Genomic DNA, 18,914 nt, shown 5'->3' with positions numbered 1-18,914 from the left:
CGGCAGCGGATTGCAGCAATGAGCAGTGACGTGCGCAAGGTCGTGCTGGCTTACTCCGGCGGCCTCGATACCTCGGTCATCCTGAAGTGGTTACAGGATGAGTACGATTGCGAGGTGGTGACGTTCACCGCCGACATCGGCCAGGGCGAGGAACTCGACGAAGTCCGGCCCAAGGCCGAGAAACTCGGCGTGAAGGAAGTCTTCATCGACGATCTTCGCGAAGAGTTCGTGCGCGATTTCGTTTATCCCATGTTCCGCGCCAACGCGATCTACGAAGGCGAGTACCTGCTTGGCACGTCGATCGCGCGCCCGCTGATCTCCAAGCGACTGGTCGAAATCGCGCAGGCGACCGGTGCCGACGCCATTGCGCACGGCGCGACCGGCAAGGGCAATGACCAAGTGAGGTTCGAGCTGTCCGCCTATGCGCTGATGCCCGGCATCCAGGTCATTGCGCCGTGGCGCGAGTGGAACCTGAATTCGCGCGAGCGGCTGCTGGCCTATGCCGAGGCCCACGGCATCGACATCCGCAAGAAGGTCGATGGCGGCTCGCCTTATTCCACCGACGCCAACGCGTTGCACATCTCCTATGAAGGCGGCGTGCTGGAAGACCCGTGGACGCCGGCCGAGGATTCGATGTGGGAATGGAGCGTGGCGCCGGAAGCCGCGCCGGATGCCCCGCAGGAGATCGACCTGACCTTCGAGCGGGGCGATATCGTCGCCATCGACGGCGAGCCGCTCACGCCGTATCAGGTGCTGGCGAAGTTGAATGAACGGGCCGGCGCGCACGGCATCGGCCGGATCGACATCGTCGAGAACCGTTATGTCGGCATGAAGTCGCGTGGTTGCTATGAAACGCCGGGCGGCACGGTCATGCTCAAGGCGCATCGCGCGATCGAGTCGATCACGCTGGATCGCGAGGCGGCGCATCTCAAGGACGAGTTGATGCCGCGCTATGCCAAGCTGATCTACAACGGCTACTGGTTCTCGCCCGAGCGTGAGATGCTGCAGGCCGCGATCGACCAGTCGCAGACGCACGTCAACGGCGTGGTGCGCGTGAAGCTGTACAAGGGTGCGGTGAGCGTAGTCGGCCGGGCGTCGGAATCGGACAGCCTGTTCGACCAGGCCATCGCCACCTTCGAGGACGACCGCGGCGCCTATGACCAGAAGGACGCGGCCGGCTTTATCCGCCTGAATGCGCTGCGGTTGCGCCTTGGTCACCGCCAGCGCTGACATGCTTTAGCTGACCAAGCCTTTCACGTAGGCTTGCCTTGCCACAATGGATAGGAAAGAGGCCATGAAACGAACGATTGCACTGTTTGCCTGCGCTTTCGCGCTGACGGCGTGCGGCAACCAGTCGGGCTCGGACAATACTCAGTCCGGCGGCGATAACAGCCAGTCCGGATCGAGCACGAGCCAGGCCGACAATGCCAAGGCCAAGGCCGGCGCGTCCGAGCAGTTCGCCAACAAGAAGGAAAAACGCAGTTATGCGCTGGGTATGGACATCGGCAATTCGCTCAAGGATCTGCCGATGGATGTGGATCTCGACCAACTGACCCAGGGCGTGCGTGATGTGGTCAGTGGCGGTAAGACCAAGCTGAGCCAGAAGCAACTGCATACCGTGATGCAGGGCGTGGTATCCGACATGGAAGCCGCCCAGAAGAAGCAGCAGCAACAGAAGGCCGTAGCCAATCTCAAGGCCGGCCAGAAGTTTCTGGCCCAGAACAAGACCAAGCCCGGCGTGAAGACGCTCAAGGACGGTCTGCAGTACAAGGTGATCAAGAAGGGTGACGGTCCGCAGCCGGACGCCAACGATAGCGTGACCGTGGACTATACCGGCAAGCTGATCGACGGCACCGTCTTCGACAGTTCGAAAAAGCGTGGCAAGCCGGTGACCTTCCCGGTCAATGCCGTGATCCCGGGCTGGACCGAGGCCCTTCAGCTGATGCACGCCGGCGGTGAATACAAGCTGTTCATCCCGCCGGATCTGGCCTACGGCGAGCGTGGTGCCGGTTCGAAGATTGGCCCGAATGAAACCCTGATCTTCGACGTGAAACTGATCAGCGTGCAGAAGAACAAGGGCGCGGGCTCGAGTGGCAACGGCAATTCGGGTGACAGTTCCGGTTCGAGCGACAGCTCGAATGGCGACTCGGGCAGCAGCGCGGGTAGCGGAAACTAGTCGAGCATCGTGCCTCGCACCCTGCGCAGACCGCCGGCCCTTGAGCCGGCGGTTTGCGTTTCGGGGGACGGCCGGCCGCGGCCGGGCGACGACGAGGCCGCGGGTCGATTTCCGACGAAAGGGCTGCGGCCCGGGGCGTCGCGCCCGGCACCGTCAATGCAAAGCGTGCGGCCCATCAGGCAACCTTGGGGACGGCTCGGCCGGCCACCGCGCGCCTGCCCGGCGGCCGTGGAATCTGTCGAGATGCATGCATTATGCATCATCTAAATCGTGCGCAATCGAGGCCGCGTCAGGGGCAGTCGCCTTGCCATGCGACTAATGGGCGAGCCCGCAGGGCGCTGATGCGATGTGAGGCGTGTGCCCATGCGTTGACGGCTTCGGGGCGCCGAAACGCGAGCTGCAAGAGCGCCGGACGCGTGCCCGTGAAGCGGTGAGCGTGCCGATAGTGATCACGTTTCTTGACAGTTTTTCAAGGCCTTGGTAACTCATCGTTCTAGGAAGAAAGATGAGGTTCGGCTGCGGTCCGCCCTGGCATGGCGACGCGGCGAAAAGGGGGGAGTGTGGAACAGATGGCGAATGTACGGGCGCCGCACGGCGTCGTGCTCGGCGGGCGCGCGGTCGCGTTGCCGGATTCAGGCGCGGGAGCTCGTGATGTATTGCTTTATCGTCCGCATGTTCAAAACAGCCATCCGATGACCGGCCCATGTGCCATCGTTTCGATCCGTATTCCCAAGTGCCCAAACCCTGATCGCCGCGGCGGTCGGGGTTTTTTTAGCACCGTCACCAGCGAGGAGAGCCAGAAAAAATGAGCGTATTCGACTTCGACGATTACAAGATCAACCGCAGAACCCTGCTCAAGGCGGGGGCCGCGGTCGGCGCGTCCACCCTGTTCTATCCAGCGGTGAGCGCTTTTGCCAAGAGTGACAATCCGATCAAGATTGGCCAGATCGACCCGCAGACCGGCACCTATGCCGCACTCGGCGGCAACCAGATCGCCGGCGCGCGACTGGCCGTCGACCAGATCAATGCCAAGGGGGGTGTGATGGGCCGGCCGCTACAGCTGTTGGTCGAGGACAGTGCGGCCAATGTCGGCCAGTCGGTGCAGAAGGCCCGCAAGCTGGTCAACCGCGATAAGGTTCACTTCCTGATGGGCGCGGTATCGTCCTCGGTGGCACTGGCGGTGTCGCAGGCGGCGCGCGACATGAACACCATCTACATGGATATCGGCGGGCACGCCGACTCGGTCACCGGCGACAAGTGCAGCTGGAACACGTTCCGTACCTGTTCCACGACCTGGCTGCTCACCGCGGGCGACTTTCAGTCCATCTTCGATAAATACGGCAAGCGCTGGTACTTCATCACGCCGGACTATTCCTTCGGCCACGCCCTGCACGCCGATTATCTGACCCAGCTGAAGCAGGCGGGCGGCAGTGAAGCCGGCAACGCGCTGGCGCCGCTGGGCACGACGGACTTTTCGTCGTATCTGATCAAGGCGAAGTCGGCCAACCCGGACGTGCTCATCGTACTGGGCGCGGGCGACGACATGATCAACACCCTCAAGCAGGCGACGCAGTTCGGTCTGAACAAGAGCATGGGCGTAGGCGGGCCGATGATGGAGCTTGAGGTGCTGCAGTCGCTGCCCGATGCTGCGCGCTACGGCATGTGGAACATGGAGTGGTACTGGGATCAACCCAACGTGCCCCATGTTGCGGATTTCGTGGATTCGTATCGCAAGGCCAACAACGGCAGCACGCCCAGCGCGCGCAGCTGGTTCGGCTTCGCCAGCGCGCACGCCCTGGCATTGGCCGCCGAAAAAGCCAAGTCGCTGGATGCACGCAAGGTCGCCCGAGCGCTCGAGGGGCTGGAGCTGCCGCCGGAGGTGGCGCTGCAGCCGAACAAGGCCGTCTATCGTGCGGGTGACCACCAGCTCATCGGTAGCGAATATCCGGGCACGATCAAGTCGAACGGCAAGTATCCGGATCTGTTCAACGTCGCCGACGTGGTGGATTCCAGCAAGATCGCCCGCTCGGTCGCGGAGAAGGGCTGCAAGATGACTTATCCGTCGTAGTGGAATGGCGCGGGCCGGAGCGAGCGCGCCGGCCCGCGCTTCATGCCAGGGGCGCTTTTCCGCTAGGCGAGGTGGGTGAATGGAACTTCTGCTGTTCAATATCTTCAACGGCCTGATCATCGGCATTTTCTATGCGCTGATGGCCTTGGGCCTGTCCCTGATCCTGGGACTGAACGGGATCATCAATTTTTCTCATGGCGGGTTCCTGGCGCTGGGTGGCTATATCGCCTACAGCCTGTCGCCCGTCATCGGCTTCTGGGGTGCGTTGATCGTCTCGCCGTTCATCGTGGGGTTGCTGGGCCTGGTCGTCGAACGCGTGCTGATCCGGCCGCTGTATTCGCGCGATCCGTTGTTCAGCCTGCTGCTGACCTTCGGTCTGGCGATGATCATGGAGGACTTGATCCGCACCTTCTGGGGCGCGAACGGCCTGCCGTTCAATGTGCCGGCTGCGCTGAGCCACCCACTGAGCCAGACTTATTTCTTCGTCACCGGCTATCGCGTGTTTCTGGTGGTGCTGGCGCTGCTGGCGATCGGTTCGCTGTTCGCGCTGCTGCGCTATACCCGGATCGGGGTGCGCATTCGGGCTGGCAATGCCGATCTGGAAACCGTTTCCGCACTGGGCATCAACATCTATCAGCTGCGCGCGATCAACTTCGGCGTCGGCATCCTGTTCGCGGGACTGGCCGGCGTACTCGCGGCCGGGCGTCTCGGCCTGACCCCGACCATGGGGGCCTCGCTGATCATGCCGAGTTTCGTGGCCATCATCGTCGGCGGTGTGGGCAGCCTGCTCGGCAGCCTGCTTGGCGGCATCATCATTGGTGTGGCGGCCGGCATCGTCACCACCTATTATCCGGCCGCCAGTGACGTGGTGATTTACGTAATCATGGGTGTGGTGCTCGTCGTGCGCCCGCGCGGATTGCTCGGCCAGGAGGGCCTGCTCGAATGAATGCTACGACGATCCCAGGGAAATCGCCGGCGGCGACCGGAGCGCGCGCTACCACGCCAGCGATCGACCTGCCGCGGCTCGTATCCGCGCTGGTCATCTGGGCGCTGCTGCTCACCGTGCCGTTCTGGTTGCCGCTGGTCGGCGGCTACACGGTGCTCGGCACGCGCGTGCTGATCTTCGCGCTGGTCACCCTCGGCCTCAATCTGCTGCTCGGTTTCACCGGCGGATTGTCCTTCGGGCATGCGGCCTATTTCGGGCTCGGCGCCTATGGCACCGGGCTGATGCTGAAGTTCGTCTCGCCCAGCACGCCGCTGGCGATTCTGGTCGGAGTGCTCGTCGGGGGGCTGGCGGCCACGCTGTTCGGCCCGCTCACGGTGCGCCGAAAGGGCATCTATTTCGCGATGATTACGATCGCCATCGGCCAGATGTTCTATTTCATCGCGGTGCGCTGGAACAGTCTGACCGGCGGCGAGGACGGCCTGACCGGTTTCTCCCGTACCAACATCCATTTCGGGAACTGGGTGCTCAATATCCACGACCCGACGAACTTCTATTACTTCACCCTGTTCTTCTTCGCCATCGGTTGTCTGGTGGTGTGGATGGTGTTGCGTTCGCCGCTGGGGCATACGTTCGTGGCGATTCGGGAGAATCCCAGGCGCCTGCGCTTTCTCGGGCTGCCGATCGGGGTATACATCTGGATCGCGTTCGCGATCTCGGGCTTCGTCGCGGCGCTGGCGGGCGCGCTGTATGCGCTGCTGAACAACTTCACCTCGCCCGAGGACATGAACTGGATCCTGTCGGGCGACTTCGTGATCATCTGCGTACTCGGCGGCATGCGGACCTTCTGGGGACCGCTGGTCGGCTCGGTGATCTACGTGGTGGTGCAGGATTATCTGAGCAGCATCACGGTGAACTGGATGTCGTTCATCGGTGCGATCTTCGTGCTTTCCGTGCTGTTCTTCCCTTGGGGACTGCTCGGTTTCTTCCAGGGGCGTTTCAACAAATGAGTCTGCTGTCGTTACAGAACGTCACCCGTCGCTTCGGCTCGCTCACCGCCCTGTCGAATATCTCGATCGAGGTGCCGCAGGGCGAGCTGCGGGCCGTGATCGGCCCCAACGGGGCCGGCAAGACCACATTGTTCAACCTGATCAGCGGTTTCTTTCCGCCCAGCGAAGGCGAGGTGGTGTTCGACGGGCAGTCGGTCAAGGGGGTGTCGCCGGAAAAACTGGTGCATCGCGGCATGACCCGCACCTTTCAGATCACCGAGATCTTTCTGGATCTGAGCGTGTACGAGAATCTGGAAATTGCCGTGGAAACCGCGCATGGGCTGAATCTGCGCCCATGGCTGTCACCGGCCCGGCGGCGGCAGGTCCGTGCCCATATCGACGAATTGATGCAAACGCTGCATCTGGAAGATCTTGCTTACCGCATGGCCGGCGAGCTGGCGCACGGCGATCAGCGCGTGGTGGAAATCGCCATCGCGCTGGCGCGTGAGCCGCGGCTGTTGCTGCTCGACGAGCCGACCGCTGGTATGGGCGACGAGGAAACCGACCGTATGACCGATCTCATTCGTCATCTTCATCGTGAACGCGGCATCACCATGCTGTTCATCGAGCACGATATGAGCATCATCTTCAACGTGGCCGATCGCATCACGGTGCTGGACAACGGACATCTGCTGGCCGAAGGCACGCCGGCCGAAATCTCGGCCAATGCCGACGTGCAGGCAGCTTATCTGGGGGCGGCGCAATGAGCGATATCCTGCATGCCGATCAATTGCATACCTACTACGGCAAGAGCCACATCCTGCATGGTGTCTCGCTGCGGGTGGCGGCGGGCGAGATCGTCACGCTGCTGGGGCGCAACGGCGCCGGCAAGACCACGACCCTGCGCTCGCTCATGGGCCTGACGCCGCCGCGCAAGGGCCGCATCCAGTTGTTCGGCAAGGATGTAACCGGCTGGCCGCCGCACCGGATTGCCAAGCTCGGTGTGGGCTATGTGCCGGAAGGCCGCAAGATATTCGGCCATCTCACGGTGCATGACAATCTCCGGGTCCCGGCGGCTACGAGCGGCCGCTGGACACTGGATACGGTGTACGAACTGTTTCCGCGCCTGGCCGAGCGCCGTACCAGCAAGGGCGGGCAGTTGTCCGGCGGCGAACAGGAAATGCTCGCGATCGCCCGCGCGCTGCTGCTCAATCCGCGCTTCCTGATCCTCGACGAGCCCTCGCAGGGCCTCGCGCCAGTGATCGTGGAGGAGGTGATGAAGACCGTGGTGGCCATGCGTGACGAGGGCATCGCCGTATTGCTGGTTGAGCAGAACGCCTGGTTGGCGCTGCGCGATGCCGATCGCGCCTACGTGCTGGGCGATGGTGCAATCGTGCACGAGGGCTCAGCCGCGGAACTCGCGGCCGATGAGGACCGCGTCAAGGCGCTGGCGGGCGCCAGCCTCGATACTTCAGCCTCGGCTGCGATCGGCTGATTCATCCGCGCCGCGCGGTCGCCCCCGGCGCCGGCATGCACCGGTGCTCGACTCGGGCCGGCACGGCATGCGCCGGCTTTGGCCATGGACGACGTCTGCGGCCCGCGCGGCTCGGGCGGCCGGCCATGGGCCGTATTGGGGCGCGGTATCGCGTTTCCGGTCGCCGGGGCAAGTGCGAACGTACGGGCGATGAGGCCGCGGCGGCTGTGCGTCAGGCCAGCGTCCATGCCGCGCCGGCCAGCCCTGGCCCCGACAGCTTGAGATGCTGGCCGGGTTCGATTGCCCCGACGCCCTCCGGCGTGCCGGTGAAGATGAGATCGCCCGGCATTAACGCCCAGGTCCGGCTGACCACCGCAATCAGGTCGGCAACGCCCACCAGCATGTGTGCGGTATGCCCGGACTGGCGCACTTCGCCGTCCACCGCCAGCTCGAAATGCAGATCGCCGAGATCCATGTTTTCGCCAAGCGGTACCATCGGGCCCAGCGGGGCGCTCGCGTCGAAGGCCTTGGCGCGTTCCCAGGGCTCGCCGCTGTGCTTGAGTTCGGTCTGCACGGCGCGCAGCGTCAGATCCAGCCCGAGACCGACGCCGCGGATATGCTCGCGCGCGGCCTCGGGGCGGATATCGCGGCCGCCCAGGCCGATCTCCACCACCAGTTCGGCTTCGTGGTGGATCTCGCCGAGCCCGACCGGCAGACGGACTGCCTCATCGGGCGCGACCAGAGCGGAAGCCGGCTTCATGAAGATCACGCATTCGGCGCCGGGCAGCGTGTTGTTCAGTTCCTCGATGTGCTTGGCATAGTTGCGCCCGATACAGAAGATGCGCGGCGTGCCGCGGTGCGAGAAGGCTTCGGCCTGGTGTGACGAACTCATTCGGTGGCTCCTTGCAGGTTCTTGTGCTTGTATTCGCACAGGTCGACGATAACGCAGGCGTCGCAGGCCGGTTTGCGGGCCTTGCATACATACCGCCCGTGCAGGATCAGCCAGTGGTGCGCATCCTGTAGATAGGCCCGGGGCACCCACCGCAGCAGCCGGTCCTCGACCTCGCGCACCGTCTTGCCCGGCGCGATGCCGGTCCGGTTGGATACGCGAAAGATGTGCGTATCCACGGCCATCGCCGGCTGGCCGAAGGCCGTATTGAGCACGACATTCGCGGTCTTGCGGCCGACGCCGGGCAGGGCGGTCAGCTCGGCGCGGGTGGCCGGCACTTCGCCGTCGTGTTTGTCGAGCAGGGCGCGACAGGTCTTGATCACGTTGGCGGCCTTGCTGTTGTAAAGGCCGATGGTGTTGATGTAACGCTTGAGACCGTCCTCGCCCAGATCGAGGATCGCCTGCGGCGTATTGGCGACCGGGAACAGTTTCCGCGTTGCCTTGTTCACGCCGACATCGGTGGCCTGGGCCGACAACATTACGGCGATCAGCAGCTCGAACGTCGAGCTGTATTCCAGTTCCGTTTTCGGCGCCGGGTTGGCGGCCTTCAATCGTTCGAATATTTCGGTGCGTTTCTGCTTGTTCATGTCCGGGGCAATGAATGGCGCGTGCCTCGGTCGGCACGAGTCGGCGCGGGTGATTGACGCTGGCGCGGGCAAGAATAACGCGCGACGCATCTCGGGCCATATGCGGCCGTGCGTCGATGCATACCTGGCCGGCATTCACCAACCCAGCGCGATGCCTTCCCCGCGTGGATCGGCGGCACCGTGCAACACGCCGGTGGCTGCATCGATCCGGATGGCGGCCGCATGGCCCATGACCCCGTCCCAGTCGCCCACGCGGCATACTTCGTGGCCGTGGGCGGCGAGGCGGGTGTCGATCGCGGCATCGAAGCGCGATTCCACGCGCAGGGCATCGGTCGCCGTCCCCCAGCTGCGGCCGTAGAGCCAGCGCGGCGCGTCGATCGCCCGCTGCGGATCCAGGCCGAAATCCAGCATCCGCGTCAGCAATGCGGTACTGGTCTGCGGCTGGCCCTCGCCGCCCATGGTGCCGTAGACGAGCCAGGGGCGGCCGTCCCGATAGGCCATGCCGGGCATGAGGGTATGAAACGAGCGCTTGCCGGGTTCGAGGCGGTTGACGTGCGCGTCATCGAGTGAGAAGAAGGCGCCGCGGTTCTGTAGCAATACCCCGGTGTCGCCGGCCATGGTGGCGGCGCCCCATTCGTGGTAGATGCTCTGGATGAGCGACACCGCATTGCCCTGGCCGTCGACCACCATCGTGGCGGTGGTGTCGCCACCGGCCGGCCGTGCTTGATAGGCGTTCGGCAGGCCTTGCTTGATGCGTTCGGCGCACTCGCCGGCGAAGGCCTTCGACAGCAGGCGCGGCAGCGGAATGTCGTGAAACACGGGATCGGTCAGGTAGCGGTCGCGCACCGCGAACGCCTCGCGCGTCGCCGCCACGAGCAAATGCACGTACTCGGCGGGTTTGTCGCGCAGCCCCGCGACGTCGAAATGCGCCAGGATATTGAGCATGATCAGATGCGCGAAACCCTGCGAATTGGGCGGCGTCTGATAGCAATCCACACCGCGATATCGGGTGGAGAGTGGTTCGGCCCAGTCCCCGCGGTGATTGGCCAGGTCGGACGCCGTCCATTGCTGACCCAGGGTGCCGAGATGCCGCACTATTTCGGCGGCCACCTCGCCTTCATAGAAGCCGGCGCGGCCGAACCGGGCGATGGCCTCCAGCGTGTCGGCCAGGGTCGGGTGGCGCATCAATTCGCCGGCCTCGGGCGCCCGCCCGCCGGGCATGAACTGGTCCGAGGCCAGGGCACAGCCGCGCAGTACGTCGACGCACTCGGCCGTGAAACGGGCCTGCGATTCGCCGACCGGATAGCCGTCGCGCGCATGTTCGATGGCCGGTGCCAGAAGCGCCGACAGGGGCAGCCGGCCGTACCGCGCGTGCGCCATGCACCAGCTGTCCACTGCGCCCGGCACGGTCACGGCCGCAAGCGCGCCGCGGTGGGGAATGGTGTCGAGATTGCGCGCGCGATACGAGTCCCGACTGGCCGAGCCCACGGCGCGGCCCGAACCATTGAGCGCGATCGGGCGGTCGGCACCGTGCGAATGGATCAACCAGAACGCATCGCCACCGATACCGGTCATATGCGGGAACACCACGCCCAGCGTGGCATTGACCGCAATCGCCGCATCCACCGCTGAGCCTCCCTGGCGCAGGATGTCCTGCCCGGCCGCGCTGGCAAGGTAATGGGGAGAGCTGACCATGCCGCGACGGGACAGGGCAGTGGGTCTTGTCGGATGATGCATGAAGTTCGGCCTATGGCTGTCGTCGGGATCGAGTCGGGGCATAAGCGCCCGCCCGGTCCGCGCAATATGTGGTCTGGTCGTGCGGCAAGGCAATCCCCGGCCCCCGACGGGGCTGTTTTTCGAACGCGCCGATGGCGCCGTCGCCCCGGCCCGGCCGACCGGTTCAATCACCGCGCCGGGGACGGGCGCCGGCGCGTGACGAACGTGCGCCCGCCAGCCGACCGCCCGGCGCGGATTCAGTCCTGGCGTTTCTGGCGTCTGGCCTTGGCCCGCGCGATGGCATCGGCGATGGTGGATTTCTTGGCCTCGGCTGTGGCCGCGGCATCCTCGCGGGCGTCGTGGGTCGCCTCATGACGGTTCGCCCGGCGCTTGCGCGTGGTGCGGCGATTGAGCCGTTTCTGGCGCGCTTCGAACAGGTGCCGGGCGCGGGCTGCGCGTTGGGCGTCGATCGGGCGCTGCGGCGGCCATAGCGGCTGGCCGGTTTCGGGCGTGGATTCCGGCATGTCGATACAGTCGACCGGGCAGGCCGGCACGCACAGTTCGCAGCCGGTGCAGTCGGCCTCGATCACGGTATGCATCTGTTTGGCCGCGCCGATGATGGCATCGGTGGGGCAGACCTGAATGCAGCGCGTACAGCCGATGCATTCGTCCTCGCGGATGAAGGCCACCTTGGCCACGCTGGCATCGCCGCATTCCGGATTGAGCGGTTTGGGCGCGATGCCGGTCAGCGCGGCCAGATTGTCGATGGTGGCTGCCCCGCCCGGCGGGCAGCGATTGATATCCGTCTCGCCCGCCGCGATCGCCTCGGCATACGGCCGACAGCCGTCGTAACCGCAGCGCCGACACTGGGTTTGCGGCAGCAGGGCATCAATGGCGTCGACGGAAGCGTCGGTCATGGCGCGGTGGCGTGACTCAGGTATGCAAACTGACAAGAAGACATTTGTCCGCAGATCGACGCAGACATACGCAGATCAAAGACGCATCGCTTCGATGCTCGGCTCCCACTTTGATGGCGTCAAGTCTCGCGAGTGTTCGTTCTGCGACAACATTGGGAGACATGCCGTACCGATCTGCGTAGATCTGTGTCGATCTGCGGACAGGCCTTAACGAACGAAGCCGCGTTACTTGATCTTGTCACCCGGCTTGGCGCCCTCGTCCGGCGAGAGCACGTGCGGCGAGTCGCCGGCGGCCAGCACCATGCCTTCGGAGACGCCGAAGCGCATCTTGCGCGGCGCGAGATTGGCAACCAGGGCGACCAGCCGGCCTTCCAGCGCGCTCGGGTCGTAGGCGGACTTGATGCCGGCGAAGACCTGGCGCTTGCCGAGTTCTCCGACGTCGAGCTGCAGGCACAGCAGCTTGTCCGCGCCCTCGACATGATCGGCCGACTCGACCCGGGCGACGCGCAGGTCGACCCTGGCGAAATCGTCGATGCCGATCATGCCGTCGTCTTCAGCAGGCTTCGGCGCATCCGTGGTTTGTTTCTTTTCTTCCTTCGCTTGTTCCGGCTCGGCCTGGGCCGGCGCCGCGGCGGCTTCCAGATCTTCCTTGCTCGCCTCGATCATCTTGTCGATCGCCGGCTGCTCGACGCGGCGCAGCAGCGGCTTGAACTTGGCGATTTCGTGGTCGAGCAGCGGAGTGTTCAGGTCGGCCCAGACCAGCGGCTCGATCTGCAGGAAGGCCTCGGCGCGCTCGGCGGTGACCGGCAGCACGGGCTTCAAGTAGATCGTGAGCTGGCGAAACAGATTCAGCGCGGTGGTGCAGATGGCCTGCAGTTCGGCGTCGCGGCCGTCTTCCTTGGCGACCTGCCAGGGCGCGCGCTCGGCGACGTAGGCATTGGCTTCGTCAGCCAGCGCCATGATCTGGCGGATGCCCTGGGCATAGCGGCGCGCTTCGAAGTGATCGGCGATTTCCTCGCCGACCGCGGCGAAGTGCTCGACCAGTGCCGGCCGGTCGAGTTCGGCGGCGAGTTTGCCGTCGAAGCGCTTGTTGATGAAGTTCGCACAGCGGCTGGCGATATTGACGTACTTGCCGACCAGATCGGAATTGATCCGGGCCAGAAAGTCCTCGAAGTTCAGGTCCAGATCCTCGACCCGGTGCGTCAGCTTGGCCGCGAAGTAGTAGCGCAGGAATTCCGGATTGATATGGTCCAGCCAGGTGCGCGCCTTGATGAAGGTGCCGCGCGATTTCGACATCTTCTCGCCGTTGACGGTGACGAAGCCGTGCGCATGAATCGCATCCGGGGTGCGAAAGCCGGCGCCTTCCAGCATCGCCGGCCAGAACAGGGCATGGAAATAGACGATGTCCTTGCCGATGAAGTGGTACAGCTCGGCGTCGGAATCGCGGCCCCAGAACCGATCGAACGTCAGCTCCGGATCGTCTCGTTTGTCCACCAGATTCTGGAATGCCGCCATGTAGCCGATCGGCGCATCCAGCCAGACATAGAAATACTTGTCTTCGGTGCCCGGAATCTTGAAGCCGAAATAGGGCGCATCGCGCGAGATGTCCCAGTCGCGCAGGCCGGTGGCAAACCATTCGTCGAGTTTGCGGCTCATCGATTCCTGCAAGCGGTCGCCGCGCATCCAGTCGCGCAGGAAGCCCTCGAAATCCGCGAGCTTGAAGAAATAATGTTCCGAATCGCGTTCGATCGGTGTGGCGCCCGACAACACCGACACCGGGTTGCCCAGTTCGGTCGGCTGGTAGGTCGCGCCGCAGACTTCGCAGGCATCGCCGTACTGATCGGGACTGCCGCAGTTCGGGCAATCGCCGCGGATGAAGCGATCCGGCAGGAACATCTGCGCTTCGGGGTCGAACGCCTGCGAGATCGTGCGCCGGGCGATATGGCCCTCGGCGGCGAGTTTCTCGTAGATCGCCGCCGACAGTTCGCGGTTCTCGTCGGAATGCGTCGTGTAGTAGTTGTCGTAGACGACCAGGAAATCGGCGAAATCGCGCTGGCGCTCGGCCGAGACGCCGGCGATCAATGCCTCGGGCGAAATCCCCTGATCGCGCGCCTTGAGCATGATCGGCGTGCCGTGCGCGTCATCGCCGCAGACCGCGAGGCAGTTGTGCCCGCGCAGTTTCTGGAAGCGGACCCAGATATCGGTCTGGATATGTTCCAGCATGTGCCCCAGATGCGTCGCGCCGTTGGCATAGGGCAGGGCTGAGGTGACCAGAATATCGCGCGCCATGACGTGCTCGAAATCGTGAGTTTTCAAAGCGCGCCAGTATGCCACACCGCGCCCGTGGGCCGGCCCCGAGTTGCTATCATTCGCGTCAGCCCATTTACACGCACAACCACGCGGTGCGCCCCATGAGCGATTCCCTTCGCGAAAGCATCGAGGCCGAACTGGCCCGATATCACGAATCCTATCTCGATACCGACCTAATGACTGCGCGCGCCGTGCGCTCGCTGGAGGTCGATGCCGGTCGGGTGACCCTTGAACTGGACCTCGGCTTCCCCTGCGGACGCTACGGTCAGGAACTCGCCGAGCGCGTGCGCGAGAAGCTCGAAGCGCTGGCCGACGTGCAACAGGCCGACGTGACCGTCGGCTTCTCGATCAGCCCCAAGGCCGTGCAGTCGCAGCTCAAGCGCATCGACGGCGTGGCCAACATCATCGCCGTGGCCTCGGCCAAGGGCGGCGTCGGCAAGTCCACGGTGGCCGCCAACTTCGCGCTGGCGCTGGCCGCCGACGGCGCCAACGTCGGCCTGCTGGATGCGGATATCTACGGCCCCAGCCAGCCCCGCCTGATGGGCATCGACACCCGCGCCAAGGCCGCCGGCGAGAACGTGATCGAGCCGGTCGACGCCCACGGCCTCAAGACCATGTCGATCGGCTATCTCATCGACAAGGAAAGCCCGGCCATCCTGCGCGGGCCGATGGTGACCTCCGCGCTGCAGCAGATGCTGTTCCAGAGCGCCTGGGGCGATCTGGATTACCTGATCATCGACCTGCCGCCGGGTACCGGCGACATCCAGCTCACGCTCGCGCAGAAGATTCCGGTCTCCGGCGCGGTGGTGGTCACCACACCGCAGGATCTGTCGTTGATCGACGCGCGCAAGGGGGTGGAGATGTTCAAGAAGGTGAGCGTGCCCGTGCTCGGCATCGTCGAGAACATGAGCACGCATATCTGCTCGAAGTGTGGTCACGAGGAGCATATCTTCGGCGAACACGGCGGCCAGCGGCTCGCCGATGAATACGACGTCGATTTGCTGGGCGAGCTGCCGCTCGATATCTCGATTCGCGAATACGCAGATTCGGGCAAGCCGACCGTGGTCGCGGCCCCGGACTCCCAGATCGCCGCGGCTTATTTCGATATCGCCCGCAACGCGACCGCGCGGCTGTCGCGGCAGAAAAAGGATTACGCCAGCAAGTTCCCGAACATCAAGGTCGAGAGCACATAGCCGGCGCGAGCCCGGCGTAAAATCGCCGGGCCGCCCGACGACCGTGGATTCGCGCGGGGCGTTGCCTCGTCTGGTGCGGGGCGTGGCCGGTGAGGTCGAGGCCTGGATACCATGTCCATTACTACGGACACGACGTAGAGTATCCAGAGGGGCGGCCGACGCCCGGTTCGGGGATGTGCCACCGGGCCAACGGGGGTTATTGTGATTGTCGGTAATTGTTACGGTTTTTTTGGCCGAATGATCCATTGGCCTCGTTGGTTTCAAGCCTCGGGCCGCAGTATCTCTGTCTGCATGCCCGCCCCCTATACAGAAAAGATCGCTGCGGCAGCTCGAAGTATTCTGATAAGTGTCGGAATATAAATAATAAGATCCAGGGCGTTCGCTGTGGCGCGCACGATCTCGGTATGCGCCGGTATTGGCCTCGACGGTCAACGTACGCAGGAAGTGATCGCGATGCGGCTGTCGAAAAATCATCCAATTCAGGATGTAAGTCTTCATCATCGCTCGGAAAACGATGTGTTTGCCATGGGTTGCAAGTTGGCTCGGGCCTTGCTTTACGCATTTGTGACAGTGCAGCTGCACTGCCTGGCGTATTGGGAGCCTCGCCCGTCCCGCTTCAATGCCCCGAGTAGGTGGCCTCATGAATAAAATATTGGCGGCGTTCACATTAGTCCTGGCCGGCTGTTTCTGCCTGCCGGTTTATGCCAGTACGATCGATATTAGTCTCGACTCGGTTTACACCGGCGCCAGGCCAAATGGGTCGGCTCCGTGGTTGCAAGCCGAGTTTTCGTACAACCTGGGCGATTCTTTCGGAATCCTCACCTTGACATCAAAGCTCAGCGGCGATGATTTCGTGCAAGGCGGGAAAAAAGTTAAAGCCACGACGGGCTGGGCCTTCTATCTGAATCCGCTTCTGCAGTCAGCCGACTGTACCGGCGGCAGTAACTGCGCCGACGAGACGTTTATTCATGATTACCTCAACTCGGGCCCGACCGGCTTGGGTGATTACAATCTGGGCTTCACCTGGTCTACCAAGGGCGTCGGCGGGCGGTTCGGAGCCGGCGACGACGCCATCTACAAGCTGATCTTTGCCAATCCGTTGTCGTCATCGCCCTTGGTTGCCAATGATGCAGGTTTCCTGTCGGCCGCGCACATTCAGGGTATCGTCGGTGATCCCAACGGCAATAGTTCCTGGGTTACGGATGGGCCCGCTGACGTTCCGGAGCCGTCGCAGATCAGTGTGTTGTTGATCGGTTTGTTGTGCCTTGGGCTTATGCTCTACGCACGTCGTGCCGCCTTGGAGGACCCGCGCGTCTAGCGTCCGGCGAGAGACGGCTGCAAGCGACCAAGCCGCGGGCATTCTGCCTGCGGCTTTTATGACGACTGTTTACCCGTAGATTTCCCGGATTGCACAGACTCTTGAAAGCGCAGGCCCGCTGCGCCCCGGCGCGTCTATTGCCAGTCGCGCGCATCGGTGGATACAAAAGCGCTCCGGGCAACACTGTCGGCGAAGGCTTTTATCCGCTGTCCGCGCGTTTGCCGTTATGGCCGGAACGCAACTGGCGTGCCTCATAGATTTGCCAGGACAGCAGAATCGGTATGCCGATCACGAGTTCGCGGCCGCGTTTGATCAACGACAGGGCCAGGGCGGTCTCGTTCGAAAGGCCGAGCATTTGCCCGAAAACCATGAGTCCGGCTTCCTGCACGCCGAGCCCGCCGGGAACCAGGAAAGCCAGGTGGCGAATGGTGAGGGTGACGGATTCCAGAATCACGGCCGTTTCCACGCCCACCGGATGCCCGAGCAGGTGCAATGCCAGCCAGACTTCGAAGCTGCCGCTCACCATGCCCAAAAGCTGCCAGACGGTCGCCTTGGCCAGACGCCATCGGTGCGCGATGACGTTTTCGATTTCCTGGTCTAGCGTGGCGCCGCCGCTGAGCAGTTGCGTCAGCCGGCTGCGGCCGCCAAGCGTGCGCTCGGCGAAGCGTTCGAGGCGCTGGAATATACCCGCGTTATCGAGCAGCAGCAGCACGATGATCGGCGCCGGACAGGTGAGTGCGATGCCGATGAGCACCTGCGTGGTGGTTTCGTTCGACTGGGTCAGAATGATCAGAAGTGCGACGCCGATGGCCGTGAACAGGTACTGGCTGAGCAGCGATATGAGGACTTCCACGACCACGCTCGCAGTGGCGGTGGCGCCGTCCACGCCGCGCAGGATGAGCAGTCGGATACCGGCGATTTCGCCGCCGACGCTCGCGACTGGCAATAATCGACCGACTCCTTCGCGGACCAGTGCGATCCAGGTAAGTACGCCCCAGCGCGCGCGCCGGTAGGGATCGGGGCGCACGATAAGCAGACGCCAGCCCCACGCATCCAATGCGATCGGGCAGAGGTGGTAGGGCAAAAGCCAGAGCAGGTTCCAGCCGCCGATCGCCAGGGCGTTGAGTACCGCGCGATAGCCGGTATGGGCGATGAGACCGATGACAAGCAAACCGCCGATCAGGGCGACGACATAAGCGAGTCTTTTCACATGGGCCTCGCATCGGTCGCAGTTACGGACGGGTCAGCATTCAAAAGCATCGGCGCGTCTCATCAGGGCCGGGCGGTATACAAATCCGGCGTGTGCAAAGCCGAAAGCGTAGCGGTCCAGATCACGGCGTCAACGGTGGATCGAGTGGCAAGGCCCCTCAGGTCGGGTTCTTCATCGGGCCGCTCAACCGATCGGTGTCGGCGATCTCGGCAAACCGGGTCGGCTGCAGACCGGCGCGTTGCATGGCCTGCAACACGCGGGGGCTGATCAGGGCGGCATACTCGCCGCGGTGGTCGTAGTCGGCCATGGCCGGCGTGAGCCGGTCGCGACTGGCCGGATGACAATAGATTTCGGCTACCGCGCCGCCACGCGCGGCGGCTATTGCCGTCAGAACCCGCGCCTCGGTCATGTGGCCGGTTGCGCGCAGGCCCAGCAGACGGGCGTTGGAGACCACGCCGGACGCGGTCATGCGACGCCGCATGTGCTGCAACCAGGGTGCCATCAGCGTGGTCTCGACCGCCGTGCGCCAGCTGCCGCTGCCCGGCTGGCCGGCATCCTGGCGTGGCTCATGGGGCCAGCGCATGGCCCGAAGGCCATACTCGCCGCCGATGCGCAGCGCCAGCGAGAGGATGGTGGGGTGCACATGGAAATGCTTGTGTGCATTGACATGATCGAGGACCAGGCCGGTGGCGGCGAATGCTTCGTACTGCGCCCGGATTTCCGCGGCGAGCTGCCGCCGCACGCGCGGCTGAAAGAAAAAGCGCGCGCCCGCCCTGGCCATGCCGTCGTGGAAACGGCCGTTGGCATCGACCAGGTCGGGAACGACCGACCGGGGCAGGACGGCGCGGCCGTCGGTCAGCACCAGGTGCAGCCCGACGCCGAGCGCGGGCCGCGCACGGGCGAGCGCCACCGCCTCCGGCGCGGCTTCTGCGCCCACCATGAGACTGGTGGCGCTCAGGATGCCCGCATCGTGGGCGTGCGCGACGGCCTCGTTCACCGCCGGATGCAGGCCGAAGTCGTCGGCCGTGACGATCACGCGCCCCGATGGCGCGCTCATCGCGGCC

General features: G+C 64.1%; 17 protein-coding genes. 10 read left to right on the top strand and 7 right to left on the bottom strand.

Features of this window, described 5'->3' with window-relative positions:
- Nucleotides 1–18: 18 nt before the first annotated feature.
- From SALB1_RS01655 to SALB1_RS01625, 8 genes are all read left to right on the top strand, one after another.
- Entirely contained in the window at nucleotides 19–1,230 is a 1,212-nt protein-coding gene (locus tag SALB1_RS01655; protein WP_109992273.1) for an argininosuccinate synthase, read from the top strand.
- Nucleotides 1,231–1,294: 64 nt separating this feature from the next.
- A complete protein-coding gene (locus SALB1_RS01650) occupies nucleotides 1,295–2,176 on the top strand; it encodes an FKBP-type peptidyl-prolyl cis-trans isomerase (RefSeq protein ID WP_255414473.1) in 882 nt (293 codons plus the stop codon).
- A 560-nt stretch (nucleotides 2,177–2,736) separates the two neighbouring features.
- On the top strand, nucleotides 2,737–2,985 hold the full coding sequence (locus tag SALB1_RS18640) for a hypothetical protein (protein ID WP_145961215.1): 249 nt from the start codon (nucleotides 2,737–2,739) through the stop codon (nucleotides 2,983–2,985).
- Entirely contained in the window at nucleotides 2,982–4,244 is a 1,263-nt protein-coding gene (locus SALB1_RS01645) for an ABC transporter substrate-binding protein (protein WP_109992272.1), read from the top strand. Before SALB1_RS18640 ends, SALB1_RS01645 begins: the two co-directional genes overlap by 4 nt.
- Before the next feature lie 79 nt (nucleotides 4,245–4,323).
- On the top strand, nucleotides 4,324–5,190 hold the full coding sequence (locus SALB1_RS01640; protein WP_109992271.1) for a branched-chain amino acid ABC transporter permease: 867 nt from the start codon (nucleotides 4,324–4,326) through the stop codon (nucleotides 5,188–5,190).
- On the top strand, nucleotides 5,187–6,197 hold the full coding sequence (locus tag SALB1_RS01635) for a branched-chain amino acid ABC transporter permease (protein WP_109992270.1): 1,011 nt from the start codon (nucleotides 5,187–5,189) through the stop codon (nucleotides 6,195–6,197). Before SALB1_RS01640 ends, SALB1_RS01635 begins: the two co-directional genes overlap by 4 nt.
- Complete coding sequence (locus SALB1_RS01630) at nucleotides 6,194–6,943, top strand: ABC transporter ATP-binding protein (protein ID WP_109992269.1); 750 nt, start codon at nucleotides 6,194–6,196, stop codon at nucleotides 6,941–6,943. Before SALB1_RS01635 ends, SALB1_RS01630 begins: the two co-directional genes overlap by 4 nt.
- Entirely contained in the window at nucleotides 6,940–7,671 is a 732-nt protein-coding gene (locus tag SALB1_RS01625; protein ID WP_109992268.1) for an ABC transporter ATP-binding protein, read from the top strand. The genes SALB1_RS01630 and SALB1_RS01625 overlap by 4 nt, the downstream gene beginning before the upstream one ends.
- A gap of 211 nt (nucleotides 7,672–7,882) precedes the next feature.
- On the opposite strand, the gene SALB1_RS01620 is transcribed toward SALB1_RS01625, so the two are convergent.
- The 5 genes from SALB1_RS01620 to metG form a co-directional block, all read right to left on the bottom strand.
- The gene (locus SALB1_RS01620; RefSeq protein WP_109992267.1) at nucleotides 7,883–8,542 is read right to left on the bottom strand and encodes a fumarylacetoacetate hydrolase family protein; all 660 of its coding nucleotides are present in this window, start codon (nucleotides 8,540–8,542) and stop codon (nucleotides 7,883–7,885) included.
- Nucleotides 8,539–9,186, bottom strand: coding sequence for an endonuclease III (gene nth, locus SALB1_RS01615; protein WP_109992266.1), 648 nt, complete (start codon nucleotides 9,184–9,186; stop codon nucleotides 8,539–8,541). Before nth ends, SALB1_RS01620 begins: the two co-directional genes overlap by 4 nt.
- Before the next feature lie 135 nt (nucleotides 9,187–9,321).
- Nucleotides 9,322–10,923: a gamma-glutamyltransferase gene (ggt, locus tag SALB1_RS01610; RefSeq protein ID WP_109995219.1), complete on the bottom strand. Its 1,602-nt coding sequence runs from the start codon at nucleotides 10,921–10,923 to the stop codon at nucleotides 9,322–9,324.
- A 236-nt stretch (nucleotides 10,924–11,159) separates the two neighbouring features.
- Nucleotides 11,160–11,855 (bottom strand): RnfABCDGE type electron transport complex subunit B, encoded by a 696-nt coding sequence (locus SALB1_RS01605; protein WP_370453214.1) that lies wholly within the window; start codon nucleotides 11,853–11,855, stop codon nucleotides 11,160–11,162.
- 189 nt (nucleotides 11,856–12,044) lie between these two features.
- The gene (gene metG, locus SALB1_RS01600) at nucleotides 12,045–14,108 is read right to left on the bottom strand and encodes a methionine--tRNA ligase (protein WP_109992264.1); all 2,064 of its coding nucleotides are present in this window, start codon (nucleotides 14,106–14,108) and stop codon (nucleotides 12,045–12,047) included.
- Nucleotides 14,109–14,230: 122 nt separating this feature from the next.
- Between metG and apbC the strand changes: the two genes are divergently transcribed.
- Nucleotides 14,231–15,322 (top strand): iron-sulfur cluster carrier protein ApbC, encoded by a 1,092-nt coding sequence (apbC, locus tag SALB1_RS01595; RefSeq protein WP_109992263.1) that lies wholly within the window; start codon nucleotides 14,231–14,233, stop codon nucleotides 15,320–15,322.
- Between the two features lie 640 nt (nucleotides 15,323–15,962).
- Nucleotides 15,963–16,640: a hypothetical protein gene (locus tag SALB1_RS01590; RefSeq protein ID WP_109992262.1), complete on the top strand. Its 678-nt coding sequence runs from the start codon at nucleotides 15,963–15,965 to the stop codon at nucleotides 16,638–16,640.
- A gap of 199 nt (nucleotides 16,641–16,839) precedes the next feature.
- Here the strand turns inward: SALB1_RS01590 and SALB1_RS01585 are convergent, their stop codons facing one another.
- Together SALB1_RS01585 and hpnK are read right to left on the bottom strand one after the other, a co-directional pair.
- Nucleotides 16,840–17,850, bottom strand: coding sequence for a lysylphosphatidylglycerol synthase domain-containing protein (locus SALB1_RS01585; RefSeq protein WP_109992261.1), 1,011 nt, complete (start codon nucleotides 17,848–17,850; stop codon nucleotides 16,840–16,842).
- A gap of 157 nt (nucleotides 17,851–18,007) precedes the next feature.
- The gene (gene hpnK / locus SALB1_RS01580; RefSeq protein WP_109992260.1) at nucleotides 18,008–18,907 is read right to left on the bottom strand and encodes a hopanoid biosynthesis-associated protein HpnK; all 900 of its coding nucleotides are present in this window, start codon (nucleotides 18,905–18,907) and stop codon (nucleotides 18,008–18,010) included.
- Nucleotides 18,908–18,914 lie beyond the last annotated feature (7 nt).

This window comes from Salinisphaera sp. LB1, from assembly GCF_003177035.1.
In the GTDB taxonomy this organism is placed as follows: Bacteria; Pseudomonadota; Gammaproteobacteria; order Nevskiales; family Salinisphaeraceae; genus Salinisphaera.
The sequence above is the reverse complement of the archived record's forward strand: the minus strand, read 5'-3'. Positions and strand labels throughout refer to the sequence as shown.

Excerpts from the sequence above, each read along its gene's own strand:
- SALB1_RS01630 (WP_109992269.1), top strand. The coding sequence starts at position 6,194 with ATGAGTCTGCTGTCGTTACAGAACGTCACCCGTCGCTTCGGCTCGCTC.
- hpnK (WP_109992260.1), bottom strand. The coding sequence starts at position 18,907 with ATGAGCGCGCCATCGGGGCGCGTGATCGTCACGGCCGACGACTTCGGC.
- SALB1_RS01635 (WP_109992270.1), top strand. The coding sequence starts at position 5,187 with ATGAATGCTACGACGATCCCAGGGAAATCGCCGGCGGCGACCGGAGCG.
- SALB1_RS01650 (WP_255414473.1), top strand. The coding sequence starts at position 1,295 with ATGAAACGAACGATTGCACTGTTTGCCTGCGCTTTCGCGCTGACGGCG.
- SALB1_RS01620 (WP_109992267.1), bottom strand. The coding sequence starts at position 8,542 with ATGAGTTCGTCACACCAGGCCGAAGCCTTCTCGCACCGCGGCACGCCG.
- nth (WP_109992266.1), bottom strand. The coding sequence starts at position 9,186 with ATGAACAAGCAGAAACGCACCGAAATATTCGAACGATTGAAGGCCGCC.
- SALB1_RS01625 (WP_109992268.1), top strand. The coding sequence starts at position 6,940 with ATGAGCGATATCCTGCATGCCGATCAATTGCATACCTACTACGGCAAG.
- SALB1_RS01645 (WP_109992272.1), top strand. The coding sequence starts at position 2,982 with ATGAGCGTATTCGACTTCGACGATTACAAGATCAACCGCAGAACCCTG.
- ggt (WP_109995219.1), bottom strand. The coding sequence starts at position 10,923 with ATGCATCATCCGACAAGACCCACTGCCCTGTCCCGTCGCGGCATGGTC.
- metG (WP_109992264.1), bottom strand. The coding sequence starts at position 14,108 with ATGGCGCGCGATATTCTGGTCACCTCAGCCCTGCCCTATGCCAACGGC.
- SALB1_RS01640 (WP_109992271.1), top strand. The coding sequence starts at position 4,324 with ATGGAACTTCTGCTGTTCAATATCTTCAACGGCCTGATCATCGGCATT.
- SALB1_RS01590 (WP_109992262.1), top strand. The coding sequence starts at position 15,963 with ATGAATAAAATATTGGCGGCGTTCACATTAGTCCTGGCCGGCTGTTTC.
- apbC (WP_109992263.1), top strand. The coding sequence starts at position 14,231 with ATGAGCGATTCCCTTCGCGAAAGCATCGAGGCCGAACTGGCCCGATAT.
- SALB1_RS01655 (WP_109992273.1), top strand. The coding sequence starts at position 19 with ATGAGCAGTGACGTGCGCAAGGTCGTGCTGGCTTACTCCGGCGGCCTC.